General features: G+C 66.5%; 19 protein-coding genes. 13 read left to right on the top strand and 6 right to left on the bottom strand.

The window, feature by feature from the left end:
* Positions 1-206: 206 nt before the first annotated feature.
* The 3 genes from NCR37_RS05335 (at position 207) to NCR37_RS05325 (ending at position 2,785) form a co-directional block, all read left to right on the top strand.
* Positions 207-1,541, top strand: a complete 1,335-nt coding sequence (locus NCR37_RS05335) for an O-acetylhomoserine aminocarboxypropyltransferase (protein WP_250472094.1) — start codon at positions 207-209, stop codon at positions 1,539-1,541.
* Positions 1,538-2,368 (top strand): alpha/beta fold hydrolase, encoded by an 831-nt coding sequence (locus tag NCR37_RS05330; RefSeq protein WP_250472093.1) that lies wholly within the window; start codon positions 1,538-1,540, stop codon positions 2,366-2,368. The genes NCR37_RS05335 and NCR37_RS05330 overlap by 4 nt, the downstream gene beginning before the upstream one ends.
* Before the next feature lie 96 nt (positions 2,369-2,464).
* A complete protein-coding gene (locus NCR37_RS05325; RefSeq protein ID WP_175940062.1) occupies positions 2,465-2,785 on the top strand; it encodes an Mpo1-like protein in 321 nt (106 codons plus the stop codon).
* Positions 2,786-2,792: 7 nt separating this feature from the next.
* Here the strand turns inward: NCR37_RS05325 and NCR37_RS05320 are convergent, their stop codons facing one another.
* Entirely contained in the window at positions 2,793-4,100 is a 1,308-nt protein-coding gene (locus NCR37_RS05320; protein WP_250472092.1) for a YihY family inner membrane protein, read from the bottom strand.
* A 119-nt stretch (positions 4,101-4,219) separates the two neighbouring features.
* Here NCR37_RS05320 and wrbA point away from each other — a divergent pair, with 119 nt between their 5' ends.
* From wrbA to NCR37_RS05295, 5 genes are all read left to right on the top strand, one after another.
* Positions 4,220-4,837 (top strand): NAD(P)H:quinone oxidoreductase, encoded by a 618-nt coding sequence (gene wrbA, locus NCR37_RS05315; RefSeq protein ID WP_250472091.1) that lies wholly within the window; start codon positions 4,220-4,222, stop codon positions 4,835-4,837.
* A 7-nt stretch (positions 4,838-4,844) separates the two neighbouring features.
* The gene (locus tag NCR37_RS05310) at positions 4,845-5,231 is read left to right on the top strand and encodes a DUF2069 domain-containing protein (protein WP_250472090.1); all 387 of its coding nucleotides are present in this window, start codon (positions 4,845-4,847) and stop codon (positions 5,229-5,231) included.
* A 164-nt stretch (positions 5,232-5,395) separates the two neighbouring features.
* Positions 5,396-6,853, top strand: coding sequence for an FAD-binding oxidoreductase (locus tag NCR37_RS05305; protein ID WP_250472089.1), 1,458 nt, complete (start codon positions 5,396-5,398; stop codon positions 6,851-6,853).
* On the top strand, positions 6,850-7,653 hold the full coding sequence (locus NCR37_RS05300; RefSeq protein WP_250472088.1) for a metallophosphoesterase: 804 nt from the start codon (positions 6,850-6,852) through the stop codon (positions 7,651-7,653). Before NCR37_RS05305 ends, NCR37_RS05300 begins: the two co-directional genes overlap by 4 nt.
* A 20-nt stretch (positions 7,654-7,673) precedes the next feature.
* Positions 7,674-8,384 carry an SOS response-associated peptidase gene (locus NCR37_RS05295; RefSeq protein ID WP_250472087.1) on the top strand — a complete coding sequence of 237 codons (711 nt, stop codon included), beginning with the start codon at positions 7,674-7,676 and terminating at the stop codon, positions 8,382-8,384.
* Here NCR37_RS05295 and NCR37_RS05290 read toward each other — a convergent pair.
* Both NCR37_RS05290 and NCR37_RS05285 read right to left on the bottom strand, forming a co-directional pair.
* Positions 8,381-8,545 (bottom strand): hypothetical protein, encoded by a 165-nt coding sequence (locus tag NCR37_RS05290; RefSeq protein WP_250472086.1) that lies wholly within the window; start codon positions 8,543-8,545, stop codon positions 8,381-8,383. The two genes, NCR37_RS05295 and NCR37_RS05290, sit on opposite strands and share 4 nt — an antisense overlap.
* A gap of 133 nt (positions 8,546-8,678) precedes the next feature.
* Positions 8,679-9,617 (bottom strand): LysR family transcriptional regulator, encoded by a 939-nt coding sequence (locus NCR37_RS05285; RefSeq protein WP_250472085.1) that lies wholly within the window; start codon positions 9,615-9,617, stop codon positions 8,679-8,681.
* 252 nt (positions 9,618-9,869) lie between these two features.
* Between NCR37_RS05285 and NCR37_RS05280 the strand changes: the two genes are divergently transcribed.
* From NCR37_RS05280 to NCR37_RS05260, 5 genes are all read left to right on the top strand, one after another.
* The gene (locus tag NCR37_RS05280) at positions 9,870-11,339 is read left to right on the top strand and encodes an efflux transporter outer membrane subunit (protein ID WP_250472084.1); all 1,470 of its coding nucleotides are present in this window, start codon (positions 9,870-9,872) and stop codon (positions 11,337-11,339) included.
* An 11-nt stretch (positions 11,340-11,350) separates the two neighbouring features.
* Positions 11,351-13,531, top strand: a complete 2,181-nt coding sequence (locus NCR37_RS05275) for an FUSC family protein (protein WP_250472083.1) — start codon at positions 11,351-11,353, stop codon at positions 13,529-13,531.
* Positions 13,521-13,721 (top strand): DUF1656 domain-containing protein, encoded by a 201-nt coding sequence (locus NCR37_RS05270; protein WP_206467971.1) that lies wholly within the window; start codon positions 13,521-13,523, stop codon positions 13,719-13,721. The genes NCR37_RS05275 and NCR37_RS05270 overlap by 11 nt, the downstream gene beginning before the upstream one ends.
* Before the next feature lie 49 nt (positions 13,722-13,770).
* Positions 13,771-14,634, top strand: a complete 864-nt coding sequence (locus NCR37_RS05265; RefSeq protein ID WP_250472082.1) for an efflux RND transporter periplasmic adaptor subunit — start codon at positions 13,771-13,773, stop codon at positions 14,632-14,634.
* 328 nt (positions 14,635-14,962) lie between these two features.
* Positions 14,963-15,247, top strand: a complete 285-nt coding sequence (locus NCR37_RS05260; protein ID WP_250472081.1) for a type II toxin-antitoxin system death-on-curing family toxin — start codon at positions 14,963-14,965, stop codon at positions 15,245-15,247.
* 64 nt (positions 15,248-15,311) lie between these two features.
* Here NCR37_RS05260 and NCR37_RS05255 read toward each other — a convergent pair whose 3' ends face one another.
* The 3 genes from NCR37_RS05255 to astB form a co-directional block, all read right to left on the bottom strand.
* Positions 15,312-16,124, bottom strand: a complete 813-nt coding sequence (locus NCR37_RS05255) for an ABC transporter substrate-binding protein (protein ID WP_371826406.1) — start codon at positions 16,122-16,124, stop codon at positions 15,312-15,314.
* A gap of 261 nt (positions 16,125-16,385) precedes the next feature.
* On the bottom strand, positions 16,386-17,399 hold the full coding sequence (astE, locus tag NCR37_RS05250) for a succinylglutamate desuccinylase (protein ID WP_250472080.1): 1,014 nt from the start codon (positions 17,397-17,399) through the stop codon (positions 16,386-16,388).
* Positions 17,383-18,759: an N-succinylarginine dihydrolase gene (astB, locus tag NCR37_RS05245; protein WP_250472079.1), complete on the bottom strand. Its 1,377-nt coding sequence runs from the start codon at positions 18,757-18,759 to the stop codon at positions 17,383-17,385. The genes astE and astB overlap by 17 nt, the downstream gene beginning before the upstream one ends.
* Positions 18,760-18,773: the final 14 nt, after the last annotated feature.

Below are 18,773 nucleotides of genomic sequence, written 5' to 3'. Positions count from 1 at the left end.
TTCAGATGCCGAAGCGTTTGTGAAACCATGGGTCGATGCTATCGGAAAGGCCCGCAAAAGGAAAGCGAACGGCGCCCGCGTTAGCCTTTCGGATAAGGCTTCGCGGCCCGGCGGCAGGCGTTCGCCCTAGGTTTGCGCGCGCCGCCGCGATGATAGGATGGCCGACCGACATTTTCGCCGGACGCACGCCGCGCCGGCCGCCGACGATGCCCGCCAATCGCTTCGATACGCTCGCGCTGCACGCGGGCGCCGCGCCCGATCCCGCCACCGGGGCACGCGCGACGCCCATCTATCAGACCACGTCGTTCTCCTTTCGCGACACCGACCACGCCGCCGCGCTCTTCAACATGGAGCGCTCGGGGCACGTCTATTCGCGCATCTCGAATCCGACGGTCGCGGTCTTCGAGGAACGTGTCGCGGCGCTGGAGAACGGCGTCGGCGCCATCGGCACGGCGAGCGGTCAGGCGGCGTTGCATCTGGCGATCGCCACGCTGATGGGCGCGGGCGCGCATATCGTCGCGTCGGCCGCGCTGTACGGCGGCTCGCATAATCTGCTGCATTACACGCTGCGGCGCTTCGGTATCGAAACCACGTTCGTGCCGCCGCACGATCTCGACGCGTGGCGCGCCGCCGCCCTGCCGAACACGCGCCTTTTCTTCGGCGAGACGCTCGGCAATCCGGGTCTGGACGTGCTGGATATCGCAGGCGTCGCGGAAATTGCGCACGCGCACGGCGCGCCGCTGCTCGTCGATTCGACGTTTACGACGCCCTACCTCCTGCGCCCGTTCGAACACGGGGCGGATTTCGTCTATCACTCCGCGACGAAGTTTCTCGGCGGCCACGGCACCACCATCGGCGGCGTGCTGGCGGATGGCGGCACCTTCGACTTCGCCGCGAGCGGCCGTTTCCCCGAATTCACCGAGCCTTACGAAGGCTTTCACGGCATGGTCTTCGCCGAGGAAAGCACGGTCGCGCCGTTCCTGCTGCGCGCCCGGCGCGAGGGCCTGCGCGACTTCGGCGCGTGTCTGCATCCGCAGGCCGCATGGCAACTGCTTCAAGGCATCGAAACCTTGCCGTTGCGCATGGACCGGCATGTCGCGAATACGCGCAAGGTGATCGAATTCCTGCTGAGTTCGCCGGCGGTCGAAGGCGTGGCCTATCCCGAACTGCCGACGCATCGCGATCATGCCCTTGCCAAGCGTCTGCTGCCGCGCGGCGCGGGCGCCGTCTTCAGCTTCGACGTGCGCGGCGGCGTGCCGGCAGCCCGCGCGTTCATCGAATCGCTGACGCTTTTCTCGCATCTGGCGAACGTCGGCGACGCGCGCTCGCTCGTCATTCATCCCGCCTCCACGACGCATTTCCGCATGGACGCGGCCGCGCTCGTCGCCGCGGGCATCGGGCCGGGACGGATTCGCCTTTCGATCGGGCTGGAAGATCCAGACGATCTGATCGACGATCTGAAGCGCGGGCTGAAGGCTGCGCAAAAGGCCGCCGATAGCGGCGATCAGGCGAACGCGACGCCGCTCGGGAGCCGCGCATGATGCTCGATCTCGACGGCCGCCGCGCCTACGCCTACACCGGCGGCAAGCCTTTCGACGCGGCGCGCCCCGCCGTCGTCTTCATTCACGGCGCGCAGCACGACCATAGCGTGTGGGCGCTGAAGACGCGCTACTTCGCGCATCACGGCTTCGGCGTGCTGGCGCTCGACCTGCCCGGCCACGGCCGCAGCGACGGTCCCGCGCGGCACGACATCGCCGGGCTCGCGGACTGGGTCATCGGCGTGCTCGATGCCGCCGGCGTGGGCCGGGCCATCCTCGTCGGCCACAGCATGGGCTCGCTGATCGCGCTCGACGCCGCCGCGCGCTATCCCGACCGCGCCGCCGGCCTCGCGCTGATTGCAACCGCCGCCCCGATGACCGTCTCCGACGCCTTGCTCGACGCCGCCCGCGAGCGCGAGCCGCAGGCCATCGGCATGGTGAACCAGTGGTCGCATTCGACGATTGCAGCGAAGCCTTCCAGTCCCGCACCCGGCTTCTGGCTGCAAGGCATGAATCAGCGGCTGATGGAGCGCGTGAGCGCATTGGGCGAGGCGCAGCTCTTTCATACGGACTTCAGCGCCTGCAACGGTTATACGGAGGCGCTCGACCGCGCCGCGTCCGTGCGCTGTCCCGTCACCGTGCTCTGCGGCAAGCGCGATGTGATGACGCCGCCGCGCGCCGCCCGCGCGCTCACCGATGCGCTGCGCAAAACGGGCGTGCAGGTGCGTACGGTCGAACTGGACGGCGGCCACGCGCTGATGTCGGAACAGCCGGACGCCGTTCTCGATGCCCTGTTCGCGTTCGCGCTGGAGTGTGCCGAAGGCCAGTGAAGCGCGGCTTGCGCGCTTGGGCCGCCGGTCGCAGAATGAATCTTGCTGATGAATCAGATACCCGCCCGGTAGCGGCTCGTCGACACGGAGGCCATCATGGCGCACACGGCACACGGGGAGCACTTCGCGAGCTTCGCCGAGTTCTATCCGTATTACCTCGAAGAGCACCGCAACCTAATCTCTCGCAGGCTGCATTTCATCGGCTCGCTGGGCGTGATCGGATGCCTGGCGATGGCGCTCGCCACCGGCGACTGGCTCTGGCTTCCCGCGGCCGTCGTCTGCGGCTACGGCTTTGCGTGGATCGGACATTTCTTCTTCGAAAAGAACCGCCCGGCCACCTTTCGCCATCCGCTCTATAGCCTGATGGGCGACTGGGTCATGTTCAAGGACATCTGCATCGGCCGGATTTCGCTTTGAGCGGCGTTCATGCCGTTTGTTGCGGCATCGGCGAACGCGGCGTCTCGCGCACCGGCGCATTCGGCAGTTCCTTCGCGCGCGCCGCGATCAGCGAGCCCAGCGTCGCTTCGAGTTTCTCGTTCTCCAGCGCGTTGATGAGCGCGTCGCGCTCGATCTGCGTGGCATCCAGACGCAACTGGTAGTCCAGTTCTTCGCGGTCGACGACGAATTCCTGAAACAGCATGGTGAGCGTGATCTGGTTCGGATTCGCGATCATCACGTAGCGCGGCAGTCGCGCGTCCTCCAGCCGGCCGATCCAGCCGAGCGTGTCGAGCCGCGCGATGATGCGCGTGGACGTATCGAGATCGCTGCGCACCATCTTCGACAATTCGAGCGCGGTATAGCCGGGCTTGCCCTCCTCGCGAGCCTCGACGAGCCGGGCGAGAATTTCGAGCGCGTCCAGCAGGTCGCTGCCCGGAAACGCGCGCCGGTGATACTGCCCGATGCGGATAGCGGGCAGCGCCGAGGTCAGCATCGCGCCGACGAGCGCGATCATCCAGCACAGATACACCCACAGCAGAAACACGGGCAGCGACGCGAACGCGCCATACACGGCGGTATAAGTCGGAATGCTGCGCACGTAGAGCCCGAAGCCGCGCTTGCCGATCTCGAACGCGACAGCGGCGATCAGCCCGCCCACGACCGCATCGCGCCACTCGACCTTGCAATTCGGCATGTAGACGTAGGTGATCGTGAAGCCGAACACCGTGAGCGGCAATGAAACGCCGGTGAGCAGCCATTCGACGACGGGCGGCATCAGGTTGTGCGAGCCCGCGTACGCGACCGAATGCGCGAACACGTAGGACGAAATCGACAGGCTGCAGCCGAAGAGAATCGGGCCGAGCGTGATGATCGACCAGTAGACCAGCACGCGCTGCGCGAGCGGGCGCGCCTTCTTCACGCGCCAGATGACGTTGAATGCCGATTCGACGGTCATCATGGTCATCACGGACGTGACCAGAAGGATGATCATCCCGACGGTCGTGAGCCCTTTGGCCTTCGACGCGAATTCGTTCAGGTATCCGAGAATCTGGCTATTGATCTGCGCGGGCATCAGGTGATCCGCGAGGAAATCCTGCAACGAAGCCTGAAACGACCCGAAGATCGGGAACGCCGTAAACAAAGCGAAAGCGACCGTGGCGAGCGGCACGAGCGACAGCACGCTCGTGAACGTGAGACTGCCCGCCACTTGCGCGACGCGATCCTCGCCGATGCGCCGCGCGACGAAACCGGCGAGGCGCTTGACTGCTGCGAGATCGATTGAAAGACGCTGCAAACGTTTTCTCCTATGCATTCGTCGGGTCGCCCTGCCTGGCGCACAGCCAGCCATTCCTGACCGCCTCGCCCACGCGCGCCGACCCAATCCCTATAATAGCCGTTCACCGAAAAGCTCATATGAACGACATCCTCGTGCTTTACTACAGCCGCCACGGCGCGACGCGCGAGCTTGCGCTCGCGATCGCGCAGGGCGTCGACAGCGTTCCCGGCATGCAGGCCCGCGTGCGTACGGTGCCGCCGGTTTCCACCGTCTGCGAAGCGACGCAGCCTGACATTCCGGCAGACGGCCCGCCCTACGCGGAATTGCGCGACCTCGAAGAGTGCGCGGGCCTCGCGCTCGGCTCGCCGACGCGCTTCGGCAACATGGCCGCGTCGCTCAAATACTTCCTCGACGGCACCACGCCGCAATGGCTCTCCGGCGCGCTCGCCGGCAAGCCCGCGAGCGTCTTCACATCGACCGGCAGCCTCCACGGCGGCCAGGAAACCACGCTGCTTTCGATGATGCTGCCGCTCTTGCACCACGGCATGATGATCGTCGGCATTCCGTACACCGAGTCCCGGCTGACGACGACGCAAACCGGCGGCACGCCGTACGGCGCATCGCATCACGCGCGCACCGGCGACGAGGCCGGCCGGCAAGGCATCTCCGCCGACGAAAAAGCGCTCGCCGTCGCGCTCGGCGCGCGCCTTGCCCGCACGGCGCGCGACCTGGTCCGCGGCGCGCAGACGAACTGAGCCGGCCATGCGCGCGCCTTCCGTCGACGAAACCCGAAACCACGGCGCGTTCGCGCTCGGCGCCACCGTGAGCCTCGCCGCGCTCATCGCGCTCACGCTGCTCTGGGAGTTGTGGCTCGCCCCGCTGCGCCCCGGCGCGTGGGCGCTCGCGTTGAAGGCGCTGCCGCTCGCGTGCGCGCTGCCGGGCGTCGCGAAACGCAACGTCTACACGCTGCAATGGTCATGCATGCTCGTGCTGCTGTATCTCGCCGAAGGCATCGTGCGCGGCATGAGCGACGCAGGCTTGTCGGCGCGGCTCGCGTGGCTCGAAGCGCTGCTTGCGCTCGCATTCTTCGTCTGCGCGATCGCCTATGTCGCGCCGTTCAAGCGCGCCGCGCGTGCAGCGAAACGTTAGGCCTGCCTGCGGTCGCGCCGCTCCGCGCTTTCGCTGTGAGGCTTTGTAGCACGAAATACGGCCGCAGGCACATGCGACGCGCGTGCCTATGCCATTCGGCCGATGCTTCGCGAATCGCCCGCCTGCGCGATACTGTCGCTTAATATCAGCACTTCCCTTCGCTCATGACCCCTTCTGCCGCAACTTTCATCGACGCCTGCGTTCAACTGATCGGCGCGTCGCACGTCCTCACCGATGACCACGACACGGAGCCGTATCGCGTCGACTGGCGCAAGCGTTATCGCGGCAGCGCCTGCGCCGTGCTGCTGCCCGCCGACACGGAACAGGTCGCCGGCATCGTTCGGCTCGCGCGCGAGCATCGCGTGGCGATCGTGCCGCAAGGCGGCAACACGGGACTTGCGGGCGGCGCGACGCCGGATGCAAGCGGCGCGCAAGCCGTCATCAGCCTCAAGCGGCTGAACCGCATTCGCGGCGTGGACCCGCATAACAATACGATCACCGTCGAAGCGGGCGTCGTGCTCGCCGAGATTCAGGCGCGCGCCGAAAGCGCGCAGCGTCTCTTTCCGTTGAGCCTCGCGGCGGAAGGAAGTTGCACGATCGGCGGCAATCTGTCGACGAACGCGGGCGGCACCGGCGTGCTGCGCTATGGCAACACGCGCGAGCTGTGCCTCGGTCTGGAAGTGGTGACGCCGCAAGGCGAAATCTGGGACGGCCTGCGCGGATTGCGCAAGGACAACACCGGCTATGATCTGCGCGATCTCTTCATCGGCGCGGAAGGCACGCTCGGCATCATCACGGCGGCCGTGATGAAGCTGCATCCCGCGCCGGTCGCCCAAGTCACGGCGCTGGCCGGGCTGGCCTCGCCGCATGCCGCGCTCGACTTTCTCGCGATGGCGCAGCAGCACGCCGGCCCGCTTCTGACCGGCTTCGAGCTGATGTCCGACTTCTCGATGCGCCTCGTCGGGCGCCACTTCCCGCAATTGCGCTACCCGTTCGGGGAGCCGCACGGGCAGACCGTGCTCCTGGAGTTGTCCGATAGCGAAAGCGACGAACACGCCCGCGCGCTCTTCGAACGCCTGATGGAGCAAGCCATCGAAGAAGGCATCGTCGAGAACGCGGTGGTGGCCGAGAACCTCGCGCAGTCGCAGGCGTTCTGGGACTTGCGCGAGCACATTCCGCTTGCGCAGGCGCAGGAAGGGCTCAACATCAAGCACGACATCGCCGTGCCCATTTCGAGCATCGGCCGCTTCATCGACGAAACGGATGCGATCATCGCGAAAGCCGTGCCGGGCGCGCGCATGGTCACGTTTGGGCATCTCGGCGACGGCAACCTGCACTACAACGTTCAGGCGCCCGAAGGCGTCGATCAGAAGGCATTCCTCGTCGAGTTTCAGACGCCGATCAACGCCCTCGTGTACGAGCAGGTGCACAAGCATCGTGGGAGCGTCAGCGCGGAGCACGGGCTCGGGCAGCTGAAGGTGGACGAAGCCATGCGCCTGAAATCGCCGGTCGAAGTGCGGCTGATGCAAACCATCAAGGCCGCGCTCGATCCCGAGAATCTGATGAACCCCGGCAAGGTCGTGCGCTGGAATGCCGAAGCCGGCAAGGAGAAGACCGCATGAAGATTCGTGTGCTGTCGGACCTGCATCTGGAATGCGACGAGCCGCTCGCGATTCCGTATGCTGAAGCCGATCTCGTCGTGCTCGCGGGCGACATTCACAATCACGCGGAAGGCTTGCGCTGGGCAGCGGAGAACTTCGACAGCGGCGTGCCCATCGTCTATGTGCCCGGCAATCACGAGTATTACGACGGCGAATTCGGCGCGATGGAAGCCGCGATGCACGACGCCGCGCGCAGCGTCGACAACGTGCACTATCTGAACAACGCCGCGCTCGTCGATCGTAGGGGCGCCTGGCGCGTGCTCGGCACGACGCTCTGGACCGACTTCGCCCTGTTCGGGTCGGGCGCGGACGAAATCGAGAAAGCGAAGGAAGCGTGCGCGAAGGTGATGCTGGACTATCGCGGATTGATCCAGCTGGCCTGGCCCGAACCCGACGGCGAACCTCACGCCTTCACGCCGGACGATTCGCTCGCGCTGCACGTGCAGGCGCGCGCGTGGCTCGAAAGCGAACTGGCGAAGCCGTTCGCGGGGCAGACCATCGTCGTCACGCATCACGCGCCGCTGCGCGAAAGCCTCGCGCCGCGCTATGCAGAGGACATCGTGTCGGCGGGCTTCATCAATCACTTGCCGGCACTCGCACGAGAGCCGGTCGCGCTCTGGATTCACGGCCACACGCATACGGCGTTCGACTACACCGTGAACGGCGCGCGCGTCGTGTGCAATCCGCGCGGTTACCTGGACAAGCGCACGCAGCGTTGGGAGAACCCGGAGTTCGCCTGGGACAAGGTCGTCGAAATCTGACGCCGGAGTGGAGGAACGCCATGTGCGGCCGAATCAGCCAGTACCGACTGCCGATGCACTACGCCGAGCGCCTGCATCTTAAGAACCCGTTCGTGCTCGTGGACGCCGCCGACCGCCGCCCCGGCTATAACCTGTCGCCCGGCACGCATCCGCTAGCGGTCTATCCGGACGAGACCATCCGCGCGGTGCATTGGGGCTACTGCCCGCCGTGGGCCCGGGAAAAGAAGCTGCCGCAGACGATCAACGCGCGCGTCGAGACCGCATCGACGAGCGCGTATTTCCGGGACCTGTGGCGCAACGCGCGCATCCTCGTGCCGGCGGACGGCTGGTTCGAATGGCGCGTGGAACCGCGTCCGGGCGATCGCGCGGGCAAGCCGTTCAAGCAGCCGTACTACATTCGCCGCGCGGACGGCGAGCCGATGTTCCTCGCGGCGCTGACGAGCATCGTGCGCGATGGCGACGCCGCGACGCCGGGCGCGGGCTTCGTGATCGTGACGTCGAAGGCAGACGAAGGCCTCGTCGATGTACACGATCGCCGTCCGCTCGTCTTCTCGCCCTCCGCGGGCCGGCGCTGGCTGGACGCGACGGCCACGCCCGCCGATCTTCACGCGCTCGTGAAAAGCGATGGCGTGCCGGCCGCGCACTTCGTCTGGCATCGCGTGACAAGCGACGTCAATCGCACGGTCAACGACGAACCGCGCCTGATCGAGCCGCTGGAAGCCGCCGCTTAGCGACGATAGCGGTCACGCTCGTCGTCGATCCGCACCGGCACGAGGCGCCGCTTGGCCTCACGCTCGGACTGGGCGCGCATTGCTTGAAAGAGATCGCGCGAGGCAGGCACGGCGACCAGCACCAGCAGCGCGGCAAGGGCGAACAACAAAGGCGTACTCATTCGACGTTTTCCCGGAAAAGTTGCGTTGAGCGGAGTCCAGACTAGTGCAGACATTACCAAGCTGCGGACGAACCGGGAGTAAGCAAGTGTTGCACCGCGCTTTATTCGGTAACCGAAGACCCGGGCGGGCGCATCACGTCGCGACGAACTCTTTGAGCGACTCATCGTCGGCCGCGAGCGTCGCCGGCAGCGCCTCGCGCAAGAACTCGACCCATGTGCGGATCTTCGCGTCCAGGTACTGGCGCGACGGATAGAGCGCGTAGACCCGCAACTCCTGCATCGTGTATTGCGGCAGCACCCGCACGAGCGTCCCTGCGCGCAGCGCGGGCAGCGCGGAGGACGTCGGCAGCACGCCGATTCCCATGTTCTCGCGAATCGCGACGACCATCGCTTCGGCGACGTTCACCGTGAAAGTGGATGGCCCGAGCGTTACGGTTTCCTGCCCGTTCGGTCCGTCGAAGACCCATCGGCCGGGCGGAAACACCGGCGTGATCAGATGCAGACAGGTGTGGTGCGCCAGATCGGCCAAGGTGTGCGGTGCGCCGTGCTTTTCGATATATGCCGGCGACGCGCACGCGATGCTGAACACCGTGCCGAGCCGCGCGGAAACGAGGCCCGAATCCGGCAGTTCGGAGGCGAGCACGAGCGACACGTCGTAGCCTTCGTCGAGCAGGTCCGGCATGCGCTGCGCGAGCGTCAGATCGACCTGCACGGACGGATGCCGCTCCTGGTAGCGCGAGATCATCGGCACGACGTAATGCTGGCCGAAGCTCGTCATCGAATGCACTTTCAGACGGCCGGCCGGGCGCGCGTGGGCGTCGCTCGCCTCGGCTTCGGCCTGATCGACATACGCCAGGATTTGCTCGCAGCGTTGCAGGTAACGCTCGCCCGCTTCGGTCAACGCAATGCGGCGCGTCGTGCGATTCAGCAGGCGCGTGCGCAGATGCGCCTCCAGATCCGACACCGCCCGCGACGCGTATGCGGTCGTCGTATTCAGATGTTGCGCGGCGGCGGTGAAGCTCCCCGCCTCGACCACGCGCACGAATACGCGCATGTTTTGGAGCGTGTCCATATCGTTTTTCGACCCTGAACTGTCCTGTCGCCTCGTCAGACCTGAGCGACTGCCCGCGCATTGTTGCATGGGCTAGAAGTCCGCATTCTCTCACGACCTGCAAGAATTCTTTGCGTGAGCGCCGGTTATTCGCGGATCGTTGCAAAAATATAATCACCGCTTGGTCGATTTTTTACGGTTGAGGAGCGGAACGTGCAAGGCCGGGGGTTCAGACGCGCAAGCTGCGCCGCGCTGCTTACAACAATACTCACGATGGCCGGCTGCGCAAGCACGGGCAACATCGCGCCGCAGGACTCGCTGAAAGACGCTTCGACACTCGATGCCGGCCACGCGATAGAAGCGGCCTCGCGCGCCGCCGAGGCCGACGCCGCCTGGCCCGAGGCGCAATGGTGGCGCGCCTACCGCGACCCGCAACTCGACGCATGGATCGCCCGCGCGACGGCCGGCAATCCGACACTGGCGATGGCCGCGGCGCGCGTGCGCGAGGCGCGCGAACAGGCGGGCGTCGCGCGATCGGCGCTGTTTCCGCATGTGGACGGCAACATGAGCGTCACGCGCAAGAAATGGCCGGACAACGCGTTCTACGGCCCCGGCCCTTACGCGGACACCACCACCTGGGACAACACGGCCGGCCTCACGCTCTCGTACGATCTCGACCTTTGGGGCCGCGACGAGCACGCCGCCGAGCGCGCGCTCGACGTCGCCCACGTGCGGGCCGCCGATGCGCGGGCCGCGCAACTCGAACTCGAAACGAACGTCGTGCGCGCGTACGTCGGCTTCTCGCAGTCGTTCGCGCTGCTCGACATCGCGCAGCAAACGTACGACCAGCAGGCGCGCATTGCCGAACTGGCGCGGCGGCGGCTGAAAGGCGGCCTCGGCACGCAGCTCGAAGTGAGTCAGGCCGAAGCGCCGCTGCCCGAATACGAGCGCCAGATGGATCTGTACAAGGAAGCGATTCAGCTCGCGCGTCATCAACTGGCCGCGCTCGCGGGCGAAGGCCCCGGCGCGGGCGAAGCGCTCACGCGCCCGGCGCTGTCGCTCGCGACGCCGCTGCCGCTGCCCGCTTCGTTGCCGGCAGAACTCGTCGGGCATCGGCCGGATATCGTCGCGGCGCGCTGGATGGTCGCGGCACAGGCGCGCGGCATCGACGTCGCGAAGGCGCAGTTCTACCCGAACATCAATCTGGCGGCTTCTGTGACGCAGATGTTCGCGGGCGGCGCGCTGTTGAGTTTCCTCACTAGCAAGGCGACCGGCTACGCGTTCGGCCCGGCGCTCTCCCTGCCGATCTTCGAAGGCGGACGGCTGCGCGCGCAACTCGGCGCGGCGTCGGCGCAATACGATCAGGCGGTCGATCACTACAACGCGACGCTCGTCGCGGCGCTCAAGGACATCGCCGATCAGGTCGTGCGCGTGCAGTCGCTCGACACGCAGCTCGAAACGTCGGGCCGCTCGGTCGCCGCCGCGCGCAAGAACTACGACCTCGCCAACGAAGGCTACAGGCGCGGCCTCACCGATTACGTCAACGTGCTCATTGCGCAGTCGCAACTGCTGCGCGCAGAGGACGGCGAAGCGCGCGTGCGGGCGCAACGGCTCGCCGCGTACGCGACGCTCACTGCCGCGCTCGGCGGCGGCATCGACGATCCCGCGAACGGACCGGACGCGGCGAAGCTCGCGCCGTCGAAGCACATCGGGCCGTTCGCTCGCGTGGCCGGCGAGAAGTAGAGGAAACGCGCATGTCGTCCTTCACTGCCAAACCCGCGCGTCAATCCGCGATGGACGCGCTCGCCGACTGGGCGCGCACCGACGGCCTCGCGTGGGTCTACATCTTCAAGGCGGTGCTCGCGGCGCTGCTCGCGCTCTGGATCGCGATGCGCCTCGACATGCAGCAGCCGCGCACCGCGATGACCACGGTCTTCGTCGTGATGCAGCCGCAAAGCGGCATGGTGCTCGCGAAGAGCTTCTATCGTTTTTGCGGCACGATGGTCGGTCTCGTCGTGATGCTCGCGCTGATCGCCATCTTCGCGCAGCAGCCGGTGCTCTTTCTGTCGGCGACGGCGCTGTGGGTCGGCATCTGCACGGCGGGCGCGGCGCGCAACCGCAATTTCCGCTCGTACGGCTTCGTGCTCGCCGGCTACACGGCGGCGCTGATCGGCATTCCGGCCGCGCAGCATCCGGACGGCGCGTACTTGTCGGCGCTCACGCGCGTGGGCGAAGTCACGCTCGGCATCGTCTGCGCGGGCACGGTGAGCGCGCTCGTTTTTCCGCAGCACGCGGGCGAACAGATTCGCGCGACGGTGCGCCGCCGCTTCGCGCAATTCGTCGATTACGTATGCCGCGCGATGTCCGGCGAAATGGAGCGCGCGCAGGTCGAGCGGGCGAATCTCGGCTTCGTCGCCGATGTCGTCGGCTTGGAGGCGGCGCGCAGTGTGGCCGTGTTCGAGCACCCGGAATCGCGGCGGCGCGGCGGGCGGCTCGCGCGTCTCAATAGCGAATTCATGACCGCCTCGACGCGCTTTCACGCGCTGCATCAGTTGATGAACCGTCTGCGCGACAGTGCCTCCGCAACGACCATCGCGGCGCTGACGCCGTTCATCCACGAAGTGCCGCCGCTCTTGCTCGACGCAGGCGAGCCCGTGCGCAATGCCGCCGAGGCCGCCCACGCCGCCGCCCGCTTGCGCGAGTTCAAGGCCGCGCTGCCCAAGCGCGTGCGCGCGGCGCGCGAGACGATCGCGAGCGACGCGGCCTTCGCGCCGCTCGAATTCGACACCGCGACCGAACTGCTCTACCGCTTCGTCGACGACATGCTCGCGTACGCCGAAACGTACGCGTCGCTGGCTTCGCCGTCGCATGAACGCGAGCGCTGGGCCGCGCGCTACGTGCCGAAGACGAACCTCGTCGCCGCCGCGATCTCGGGCGTGCGCGGCGCCATCGTGATGTTCGTGCTCAGCGCGTTCTGGATCGCCACCGTGTGGCCGAGCGGCGGCACGATGGTGCTCAACGCGGCGGCCGTCTGCGCGCTCGCGTCGTCCTCGCCTCGCCCGACGCTCATGTCGGCGCAAATGGCCATCGGCACGGCGCTCGCCGCGGTGGTCGGCATGATCGTCGTGTTCGGCGCCTTCCCGCACATGGACGGCTTCGTGCTGATGTGTGTCGCGCTCGTGCCCGCGCTCCTGCTCGGCACGTTCCTGAGCACGCGGCGCGCGGTGGCGGGCGTGGGCATCGGCTATTGCATCTTCTTCTGTTTTCTCGCGGGGCCGGACAACCTCGTTCACTACGATCCGACCGGCCTCATGAACGACGCGATCGCGCTCGTGCTGTCGATGATCGTCTCGGCCGTCGCGTTCGCGATCATCCTGCCCACCGACGCGCCGTGGCTGCGGCGTCTGCTGCTCGCCGACCTGCGCCGCGAAGTCGTGCTCGCGCGGCGCGGCCGCCTGCGGAACGTCGCGACGCGCTTCGAAAGCCGCACCCGCGACGTGCTCTCGCAGATCGACGCGCTCGCCGCCGGCCGGCCCGCGCCGCAACGCGAGGCGCTGCAATGGCTCTTCGCGGTGCTGGAGGTCGGCCGCGCGGTCATCGACTTGCGGCGGGAGATCGCCGCGCTGTCCGACGCCCCGGACTATGCAGCGGCTCAGCCGTGGCGGCGCGCGATCGACGCCACGCTCGATGCCGTCGCGCGTCTCTTCGATCGCCCCAACACGGCGCGCTTCGATGCCGCGCTGCGCTGCGCGGAAACCGCCATCGCCGAAGTGCAGCGTCTCATCGCCGCGTCGGAGCGTCCGCGCGAGGAGCGGCATCGGTTGCAACGCATCGCGAGTCATCTGCATTTCATTCGCACCGCGCTGCTCGATCCCGAGTCGCCGTTCGCCACGCCCGATTCAGATTCGCCCGAAGGAGTGCCCCATGCCGCGTGACACCGCGATTCTCGAAGCCTATGTGCCGACGCTCCTGCTTCTGTTCGTCGCCGGCGCGCTGATCACATGGGTGATCGACCGCGCGCTCGCGCTGACCGGCATTTACCGCGTGGTCTGGCATCCGGCGCTGTTCCGCGCGAGCCTGCTCGTCTGCATCTGCGGCGCGCTCGGGCTCGCGGTGTATCGCTGAAAGCAGTCATTTACTCACACACGTTCCGCACGTTCACGAGAGTTGCATAATGGTACTCAGGAAAATCATCGGCTTCGTCATGACGATCGTCATTTTCGCGGCCGCGCTCGTCATCGGCCGCATGCTCTGGGTGCATTACATGGATGAGCCGTGGACGCGCGATGGGCGCGTGCGCGCCGATGTCGTCAACGTCGCGCCGGACGTCTCGGGCGCGGTCGTGCAGATGCCCGTGCGCGACAACCAGTTCGTGAAGAAAGGCGATCTGCTGATGGAGGTCGATCCGTCGCATTACCGGATCGCGGTCGAGCAGGCCGAGGCGAACGTCGCGGCGCGCGCCGCCGAACTGCGCATGCGACGCTCGGACGCGGCGCGGCGCGCGGACATGGACAGCCTCGTCGTCTCGAAGGAAGCGCAGGAGAACGCGATGCAGACGGCATCGACGGCGGCCGCGCAGCTTCAGCAGGCACAGGCCGCGCTGGATGCGGCCAAGCTGAATCTCGAGCGCACAAAGGTGTATTCGCCGGTGGACGGCTACGTGACCAACCTGAACGTGTATCGCGGCGACTACGCGACGGCGGGCGCGGCGAAGCTCGCCATCGTCGATAGTCATTCGTTCTGGGTCTACGGCTACTTCGAGGAAACGAAGCTGCCGCACGTGCGCGTGGGCGACCGCGCGCAGATTCGCCTGATGAGCGGCGGCGAACTGACCGGGCATGTCGAGAGCATTTCGCGCGGCATCTATGATCGCGACAATCCGCAAAGCCGCGAACTGCTCGCCGACGTGAACCCGACGTTCAACTGGGTGCGGCTCGCGCAACGCGTGCCGGTGCGCGTGAGAATCGACGACGTGCCGCAAGGCGTCATGCTCGCGGCGGGAACGACGTGCACGGTGGTGATCGCGCCGTCGATGTGATGGCTTCGGCGTAACCGAATGAACGCGAGTCCCATCGAAATGGCACCCAAAAGAATAGGTCGATTGCTGGCCGACGAGATCCCGCCCCGCGCCAAGATTGCACCGCGCGCGGACAGAAATATCGACATGTCCACGCCTGAGGCGCGCGAACGCGTCATGCAAGCCGTGCGGAAGGTGATTCGAACGCACGACGTCGCGATCAAGGCGCTCGCCAAACGCTGTTGTTGCTCGATGCGCAGTACGTCATCACGGTGCACGATGACATTCTGGAGCACGAAGGCGGCCTTCCCGGCTTCGCTCAGGCAGGCCCGGCGGCGTAGAGGCGGTTTTGGCTCGCGTTGAAAATCACGCGCACTACGCCGGACTGGACGATACCTTCGGGATTGCTGCCATGTATGCCGCGGCCATCGCAAGAGGCCACGTCTTCAACGATGGAAACAAACGTACAGCGCTGGTTTGTGCGCTGGCGTATTTGAGCGTGCAGGGATTCGACCTCGCTTCAACCGTGGATATCGAAGACGATCTCGTCGAAGTGATGGTCGAAGTCGCCGAAGGAAAGATCGATCGCGAAGAACTGGCGGACTATCTGGCGGTCGTCTGCATGTGTTCGTGAGATCGACGCAAAAAAGCCCGCCCCGGCCACGACCGGAAGCGGGCTTCGCACCACCGTCACGCCGTTACTTCAACACCACCTTCACATCGAAGTACTTCGCGGCAAGCCGGTCGATGGAGCCATCGTCCTTCAGCTCCTTCAGCGCGCGGTTGAGCGCGTCCTTCAGCGCTTTGTCGCTCTTGCGCACGCCGAAGCCCACGCCCGAGCCGAGCAGCTTGTCGTCGCTCACCGCCGGGCCCGCGAACGCGAAACCCGCGCCCTGCGGCTGCTTCAGGAAGCCCTTCGACGCCGCCTCGGCATCCTGAAACGCCGCGTCCAGGCGCCCCGACGCGAGATCCGCGTAAATCTGGTCCTGCGCCTGATACGACTCGACATCGATGCCCGCGGGCGCCCACTTCGCCTTCGCGTACGTCTCCTGAATCGAGCCCTGCAGCACGCCGACGCGCTTGCCCTTCAGGCCGTCGACCGTCGGGAGAATCGCGCTGCCCTTCTTCGCGATCAGCTGGTTCGGAATCGTGTAGATGGGATCGGTGAAGTCGATCGCGAGCTTGCGCTTGTCGGTGATCGTCATGTCCGAATTGATGCCGTCGAACTTGCGCGCCTCCAGGGCCGGAATCAGCCCGTCGAACGAGTTCTCGACCCACACGCACTTCATCTTGAGCTTCGCGCAGACCGCGTTGCCGATGTCGATATCGAAGCCCGTCAGCTCGCCTGCCGGCGTCTTCGATTCGAACGGCGCGTACGACGCCTCCACGCCGAAGCGCAGTTCCTTCATGTTATCGGCGGCGTGCGCGGTCAGCGACGCGGCGCCCGCGGCGGTCATGGCGCCCAGCACGGCGAGCGCGGCGAATTTGCGGTTGATCCATTGCGAGTTCATCTACTGCGATCTCCTTCCAGTGTGTTTCGTGATCTGTCGTCCGATGCGGCACAACGCCGGCCATGCAGAATCGCGGCGTCAATAAAAACGCTCAAACAAGGCGCGCGTTTTTGATGCAACGCATCATGGACAGGGCCGCGATTGTATCGCGCGCCCGACGCCGCTCCTGCGCGGCGGCGCGGGCTGCCCCGGACAAAAGCGGAGACGAAAACTGGCAAGCGGATGTCGCGCCCATGCAAGCCGGGGCGCAATGACGAGGGACTATTCGAGCGATGCGAGCGTCGCGCCGGTGGTATCGACGACCATCAGACCCGCGCGCAGGCCCGGCTTCACCTTGGGATTCGGAAACACGATGCGCTCTTCGGCATGCGTCACGCGATAGGTGTAGTCGCCGTCGCGCGCGAGCTCCGCGCCTGCCGGAAACGCGGTGAAATTCGGCACATCGGCCGCGACGTTCAGCACGAATGCTTCGCTCTGCTTGTCGATTTGCGCGACGACGGTGAACACGCGCAGCGGCGCCTCTTCAACCGGCGCGCTGCCCGCGACGAGCCGCCGCAAAGCCGCATCCGATGCCGCGAATCGCGCGAGATCGTTCTGACCGAAGGGCCGCACCTTGCCTAGTTCCAGCGTGCAGGCGAGCGCGCCGCACTGCTCGGCGGTGAAATGCGTGAACGTGTTGCCCTTCTCCCGGTGCAGCAGCACCGCTTGCAGACGCGCATCGCGCAGCCAGTCGAACATCGCGCGGGAAAGCGGCGCGCCGGTGTGCGGCAGCAGCGCGAACTGCTCGAAGACGGACGCGCGAATGGCCGTATGCATGTCGATGTGCCACTTCGGATGCGCGACGCCCTCGAAGAAGCCGCGCGCCGAGCGTTCGAGTTCGGCTGCGCGCGGCGCTTCCGCGCTCGCAGGCAAACTCGCGTGACGGCCGCTGAAGAGGCGATTGAGATCGTCGTCGGCATAGCGAACGCCCGCTCGCATTGCGCCGATGTTGCCGAGAATCACCAGCACGCGGGCTGCGAGCGCGGCCTTCCCGCTCGCGATATCGGCGACAAGGCGCGACAGCATCTCGATCGGCGCGGTTTCATCGCCGTGAATGCCGGCAGACGCAATCACGCTATGCGTCGCGGGTTGGGCGGCGGGTTCCAGCAGCAAGACGCCTTCGCCCTGCCACGTCCAGCGCACGCCGGATGCCGCGGTGCCGGACGCAACCGGCGGTTGCTTTCCCGAGAGACAGAAGGCGAGAAAGTCGTCGAGAAGCTCAGTGCTGGAAGTCATAGATCGCGCCCAGTCCGAGAAGCGTCGTCAGTTCGTCGAGCGCCCTGCGCGATTGATCCAGCAGTTGCGGATCGGCGAGATCGGCGGGCGCAAGGCGATCGCGATAGTGCGTGTCGATCCACGCGTCGAGGCGCGCGAAAAGCGCGTCGTTCATCCACACGCCGGGGTTCACAGCCGCGCGCTCCGCTTCGTTCAGCACGACGCGCAGCCGCAAGCACGCCGGGCCGCCGCCGTTTTTCATGCTTTCGCGCAGATCGAAGACGAGCACTTCATCGATAGGCGTCGCGCGACCGGCGAGCGAATCCAGATACGCCGCCACGCGCTCGTTCTCGCGACACTCCTGCGGCACGACGAGCACTTGCGTGCCGTCCGCCCGCGACAGCAGCTGGCTGTTGAACAAATATGACGACACCGCATCGGCCACGCTCACTTCGCTCTGCGGCACTTCGAGCGCCGTGAACGTCGCGCCGTGTTGCGCCAGCTTCGCGGCGAGCTCGTCGTAGACCTTGTGCTGACTCACGAACGCGCGCTCGTGGCAGAACAGCGTCGTGCGATTGCCGACCGCGATGACGTCGTTGTGGAACACGCCGGCGTCGATCACATCGGGGGATTGCTGCGCGAATACGGTCGATGCGTCTGAGAGTCCGTGCAGGCGCGCGACGGCGCGGCTCGCCTCCAGCGTCTGCCGCGCGGGGAAACGCTGCGGCTGCGGCCCCTGGCCGTATTCGCTGCGGCCATACACGAAGAACTCGACGCCCTTCTCGCCGTACTCACGCGCGAACCGCGTGTGATTAGCCGCGCCTTCGTCGCCGAGCGCGGGCGTGCCCGGCAGCGCATGATGAATGCGAAAGCGCGCTTCGTCGGCGAAGATCGCGGCAAGCGAGCGGCGCGTTTCGCCATGCTCGATCGCGCGATGCAGCTTCGCCGCGAGATTCGCGGGCGTGAAGTGGACGCGGCCATCGGCGGTATCGGGCGACGGGCTCACGGTCGCGGCGTTGGCGGTCCACATCGCGGATGCCGAGCTCGCGGCCGCCAGCAGTTCCGGCGCATCGAGGGCGGCGCGCTCGATCACGGCGGCGTCCGAGCCGGTGAAGCCGAGACTTCTCAACAGCCGGATCGACGGACGTTCGAGCGGCGGCAGCACGCCCTGATGAAAGCCCAGGTCCGCGAGCCGCTTCATCTTGCGCAAGCCCTGCTTCGCGGCGGCCTTCGGATTCGCGACCGACTTCTCGTTATTGCGCGACGCCACGTTGCCGAACGACAGCCCCGCATAGTTGTGCGTCGGCCCGACGAGCCCGTCGAAATTCGCTTCGCTCGCCGCGCGAGCTTCGTGGGTCTGATTGGCTTGCTGTGCCTGCATGTCGGATTCCGGTG

This window comes from Caballeronia sp. GAFFF1 (genome assembly GCF_023630705.1).
Lineage (GTDB): Bacteria > Pseudomonadota > Gammaproteobacteria > Burkholderiales > Burkholderiaceae > Caballeronia.
This window is presented reverse-complemented; position numbering and strand designations above follow the sequence as displayed.

Bases quoted from the DNA above. Each gene is read 5' to 3' on its own strand.
- NCR37_RS05295 (WP_250472087.1), top strand. From the start codon at position 7,674: ATGTGCGGCCGAATCAGCCAGTACCGACTGCCGATGCACTACGCCGAG.
- NCR37_RS05285 (WP_250472085.1), bottom strand. From the start codon at position 9,617: ATGGACACGCTCCAAAACATGCGCGTATTCGTGCGCGTGGTCGAGGCG.
- NCR37_RS05270 (WP_206467971.1), top strand. From the start codon at position 13,521: ATGCCGCGTGACACCGCGATTCTCGAAGCCTATGTGCCGACGCTCCTG.
- NCR37_RS05255 (WP_371826406.1), bottom strand. From the start codon at position 16,124: ATGAACTCGCAATGGATCAACCGCAAATTCGCCGCGCTCGCCGTGCTG.
- NCR37_RS05265 (WP_250472082.1), top strand. From the start codon at position 13,771: ATGGTACTCAGGAAAATCATCGGCTTCGTCATGACGATCGTCATTTTC.
- wrbA (WP_250472091.1), top strand. From the start codon at position 4,220: ATGAACGACATCCTCGTGCTTTACTACAGCCGCCACGGCGCGACGCGC.
- NCR37_RS05300 (WP_250472088.1), top strand. From the start codon at position 6,850: ATGAAGATTCGTGTGCTGTCGGACCTGCATCTGGAATGCGACGAGCCG.
- NCR37_RS05310 (WP_250472090.1), top strand. From the start codon at position 4,845: ATGCGCGCGCCTTCCGTCGACGAAACCCGAAACCACGGCGCGTTCGCG.
- NCR37_RS05335 (WP_250472094.1), top strand. From the start codon at position 207: ATGCCCGCCAATCGCTTCGATACGCTCGCGCTGCACGCGGGCGCCGCG.
- NCR37_RS05290 (WP_250472086.1), bottom strand. From the start codon at position 8,545: ATGAGTACGCCTTTGTTGTTCGCCCTTGCCGCGCTGCTGGTGCTGGTC.
- NCR37_RS05330 (WP_250472093.1), top strand. From the start codon at position 1,538: ATGATGCTCGATCTCGACGGCCGCCGCGCCTACGCCTACACCGGCGGC.
- NCR37_RS05280 (WP_250472084.1), top strand. From the start codon at position 9,870: ATGGCCGGCTGCGCAAGCACGGGCAACATCGCGCCGCAGGACTCGCTG.
- NCR37_RS05305 (WP_250472089.1), top strand. From the start codon at position 5,396: ATGACCCCTTCTGCCGCAACTTTCATCGACGCCTGCGTTCAACTGATC.
- NCR37_RS05325 (WP_175940062.1), top strand. From the start codon at position 2,465: ATGGCGCACACGGCACACGGGGAGCACTTCGCGAGCTTCGCCGAGTTC.
- astE (WP_250472080.1), bottom strand. From the start codon at position 17,399: ATGACTTCCAGCACTGAGCTTCTCGACGACTTTCTCGCCTTCTGTCTC.
- astB (WP_250472079.1), bottom strand. From the start codon at position 18,759: ATGCAGGCACAGCAAGCCAATCAGACCCACGAAGCTCGCGCGGCGAGC.
- NCR37_RS05275 (WP_250472083.1), top strand. From the start codon at position 11,351: ATGTCGTCCTTCACTGCCAAACCCGCGCGTCAATCCGCGATGGACGCG.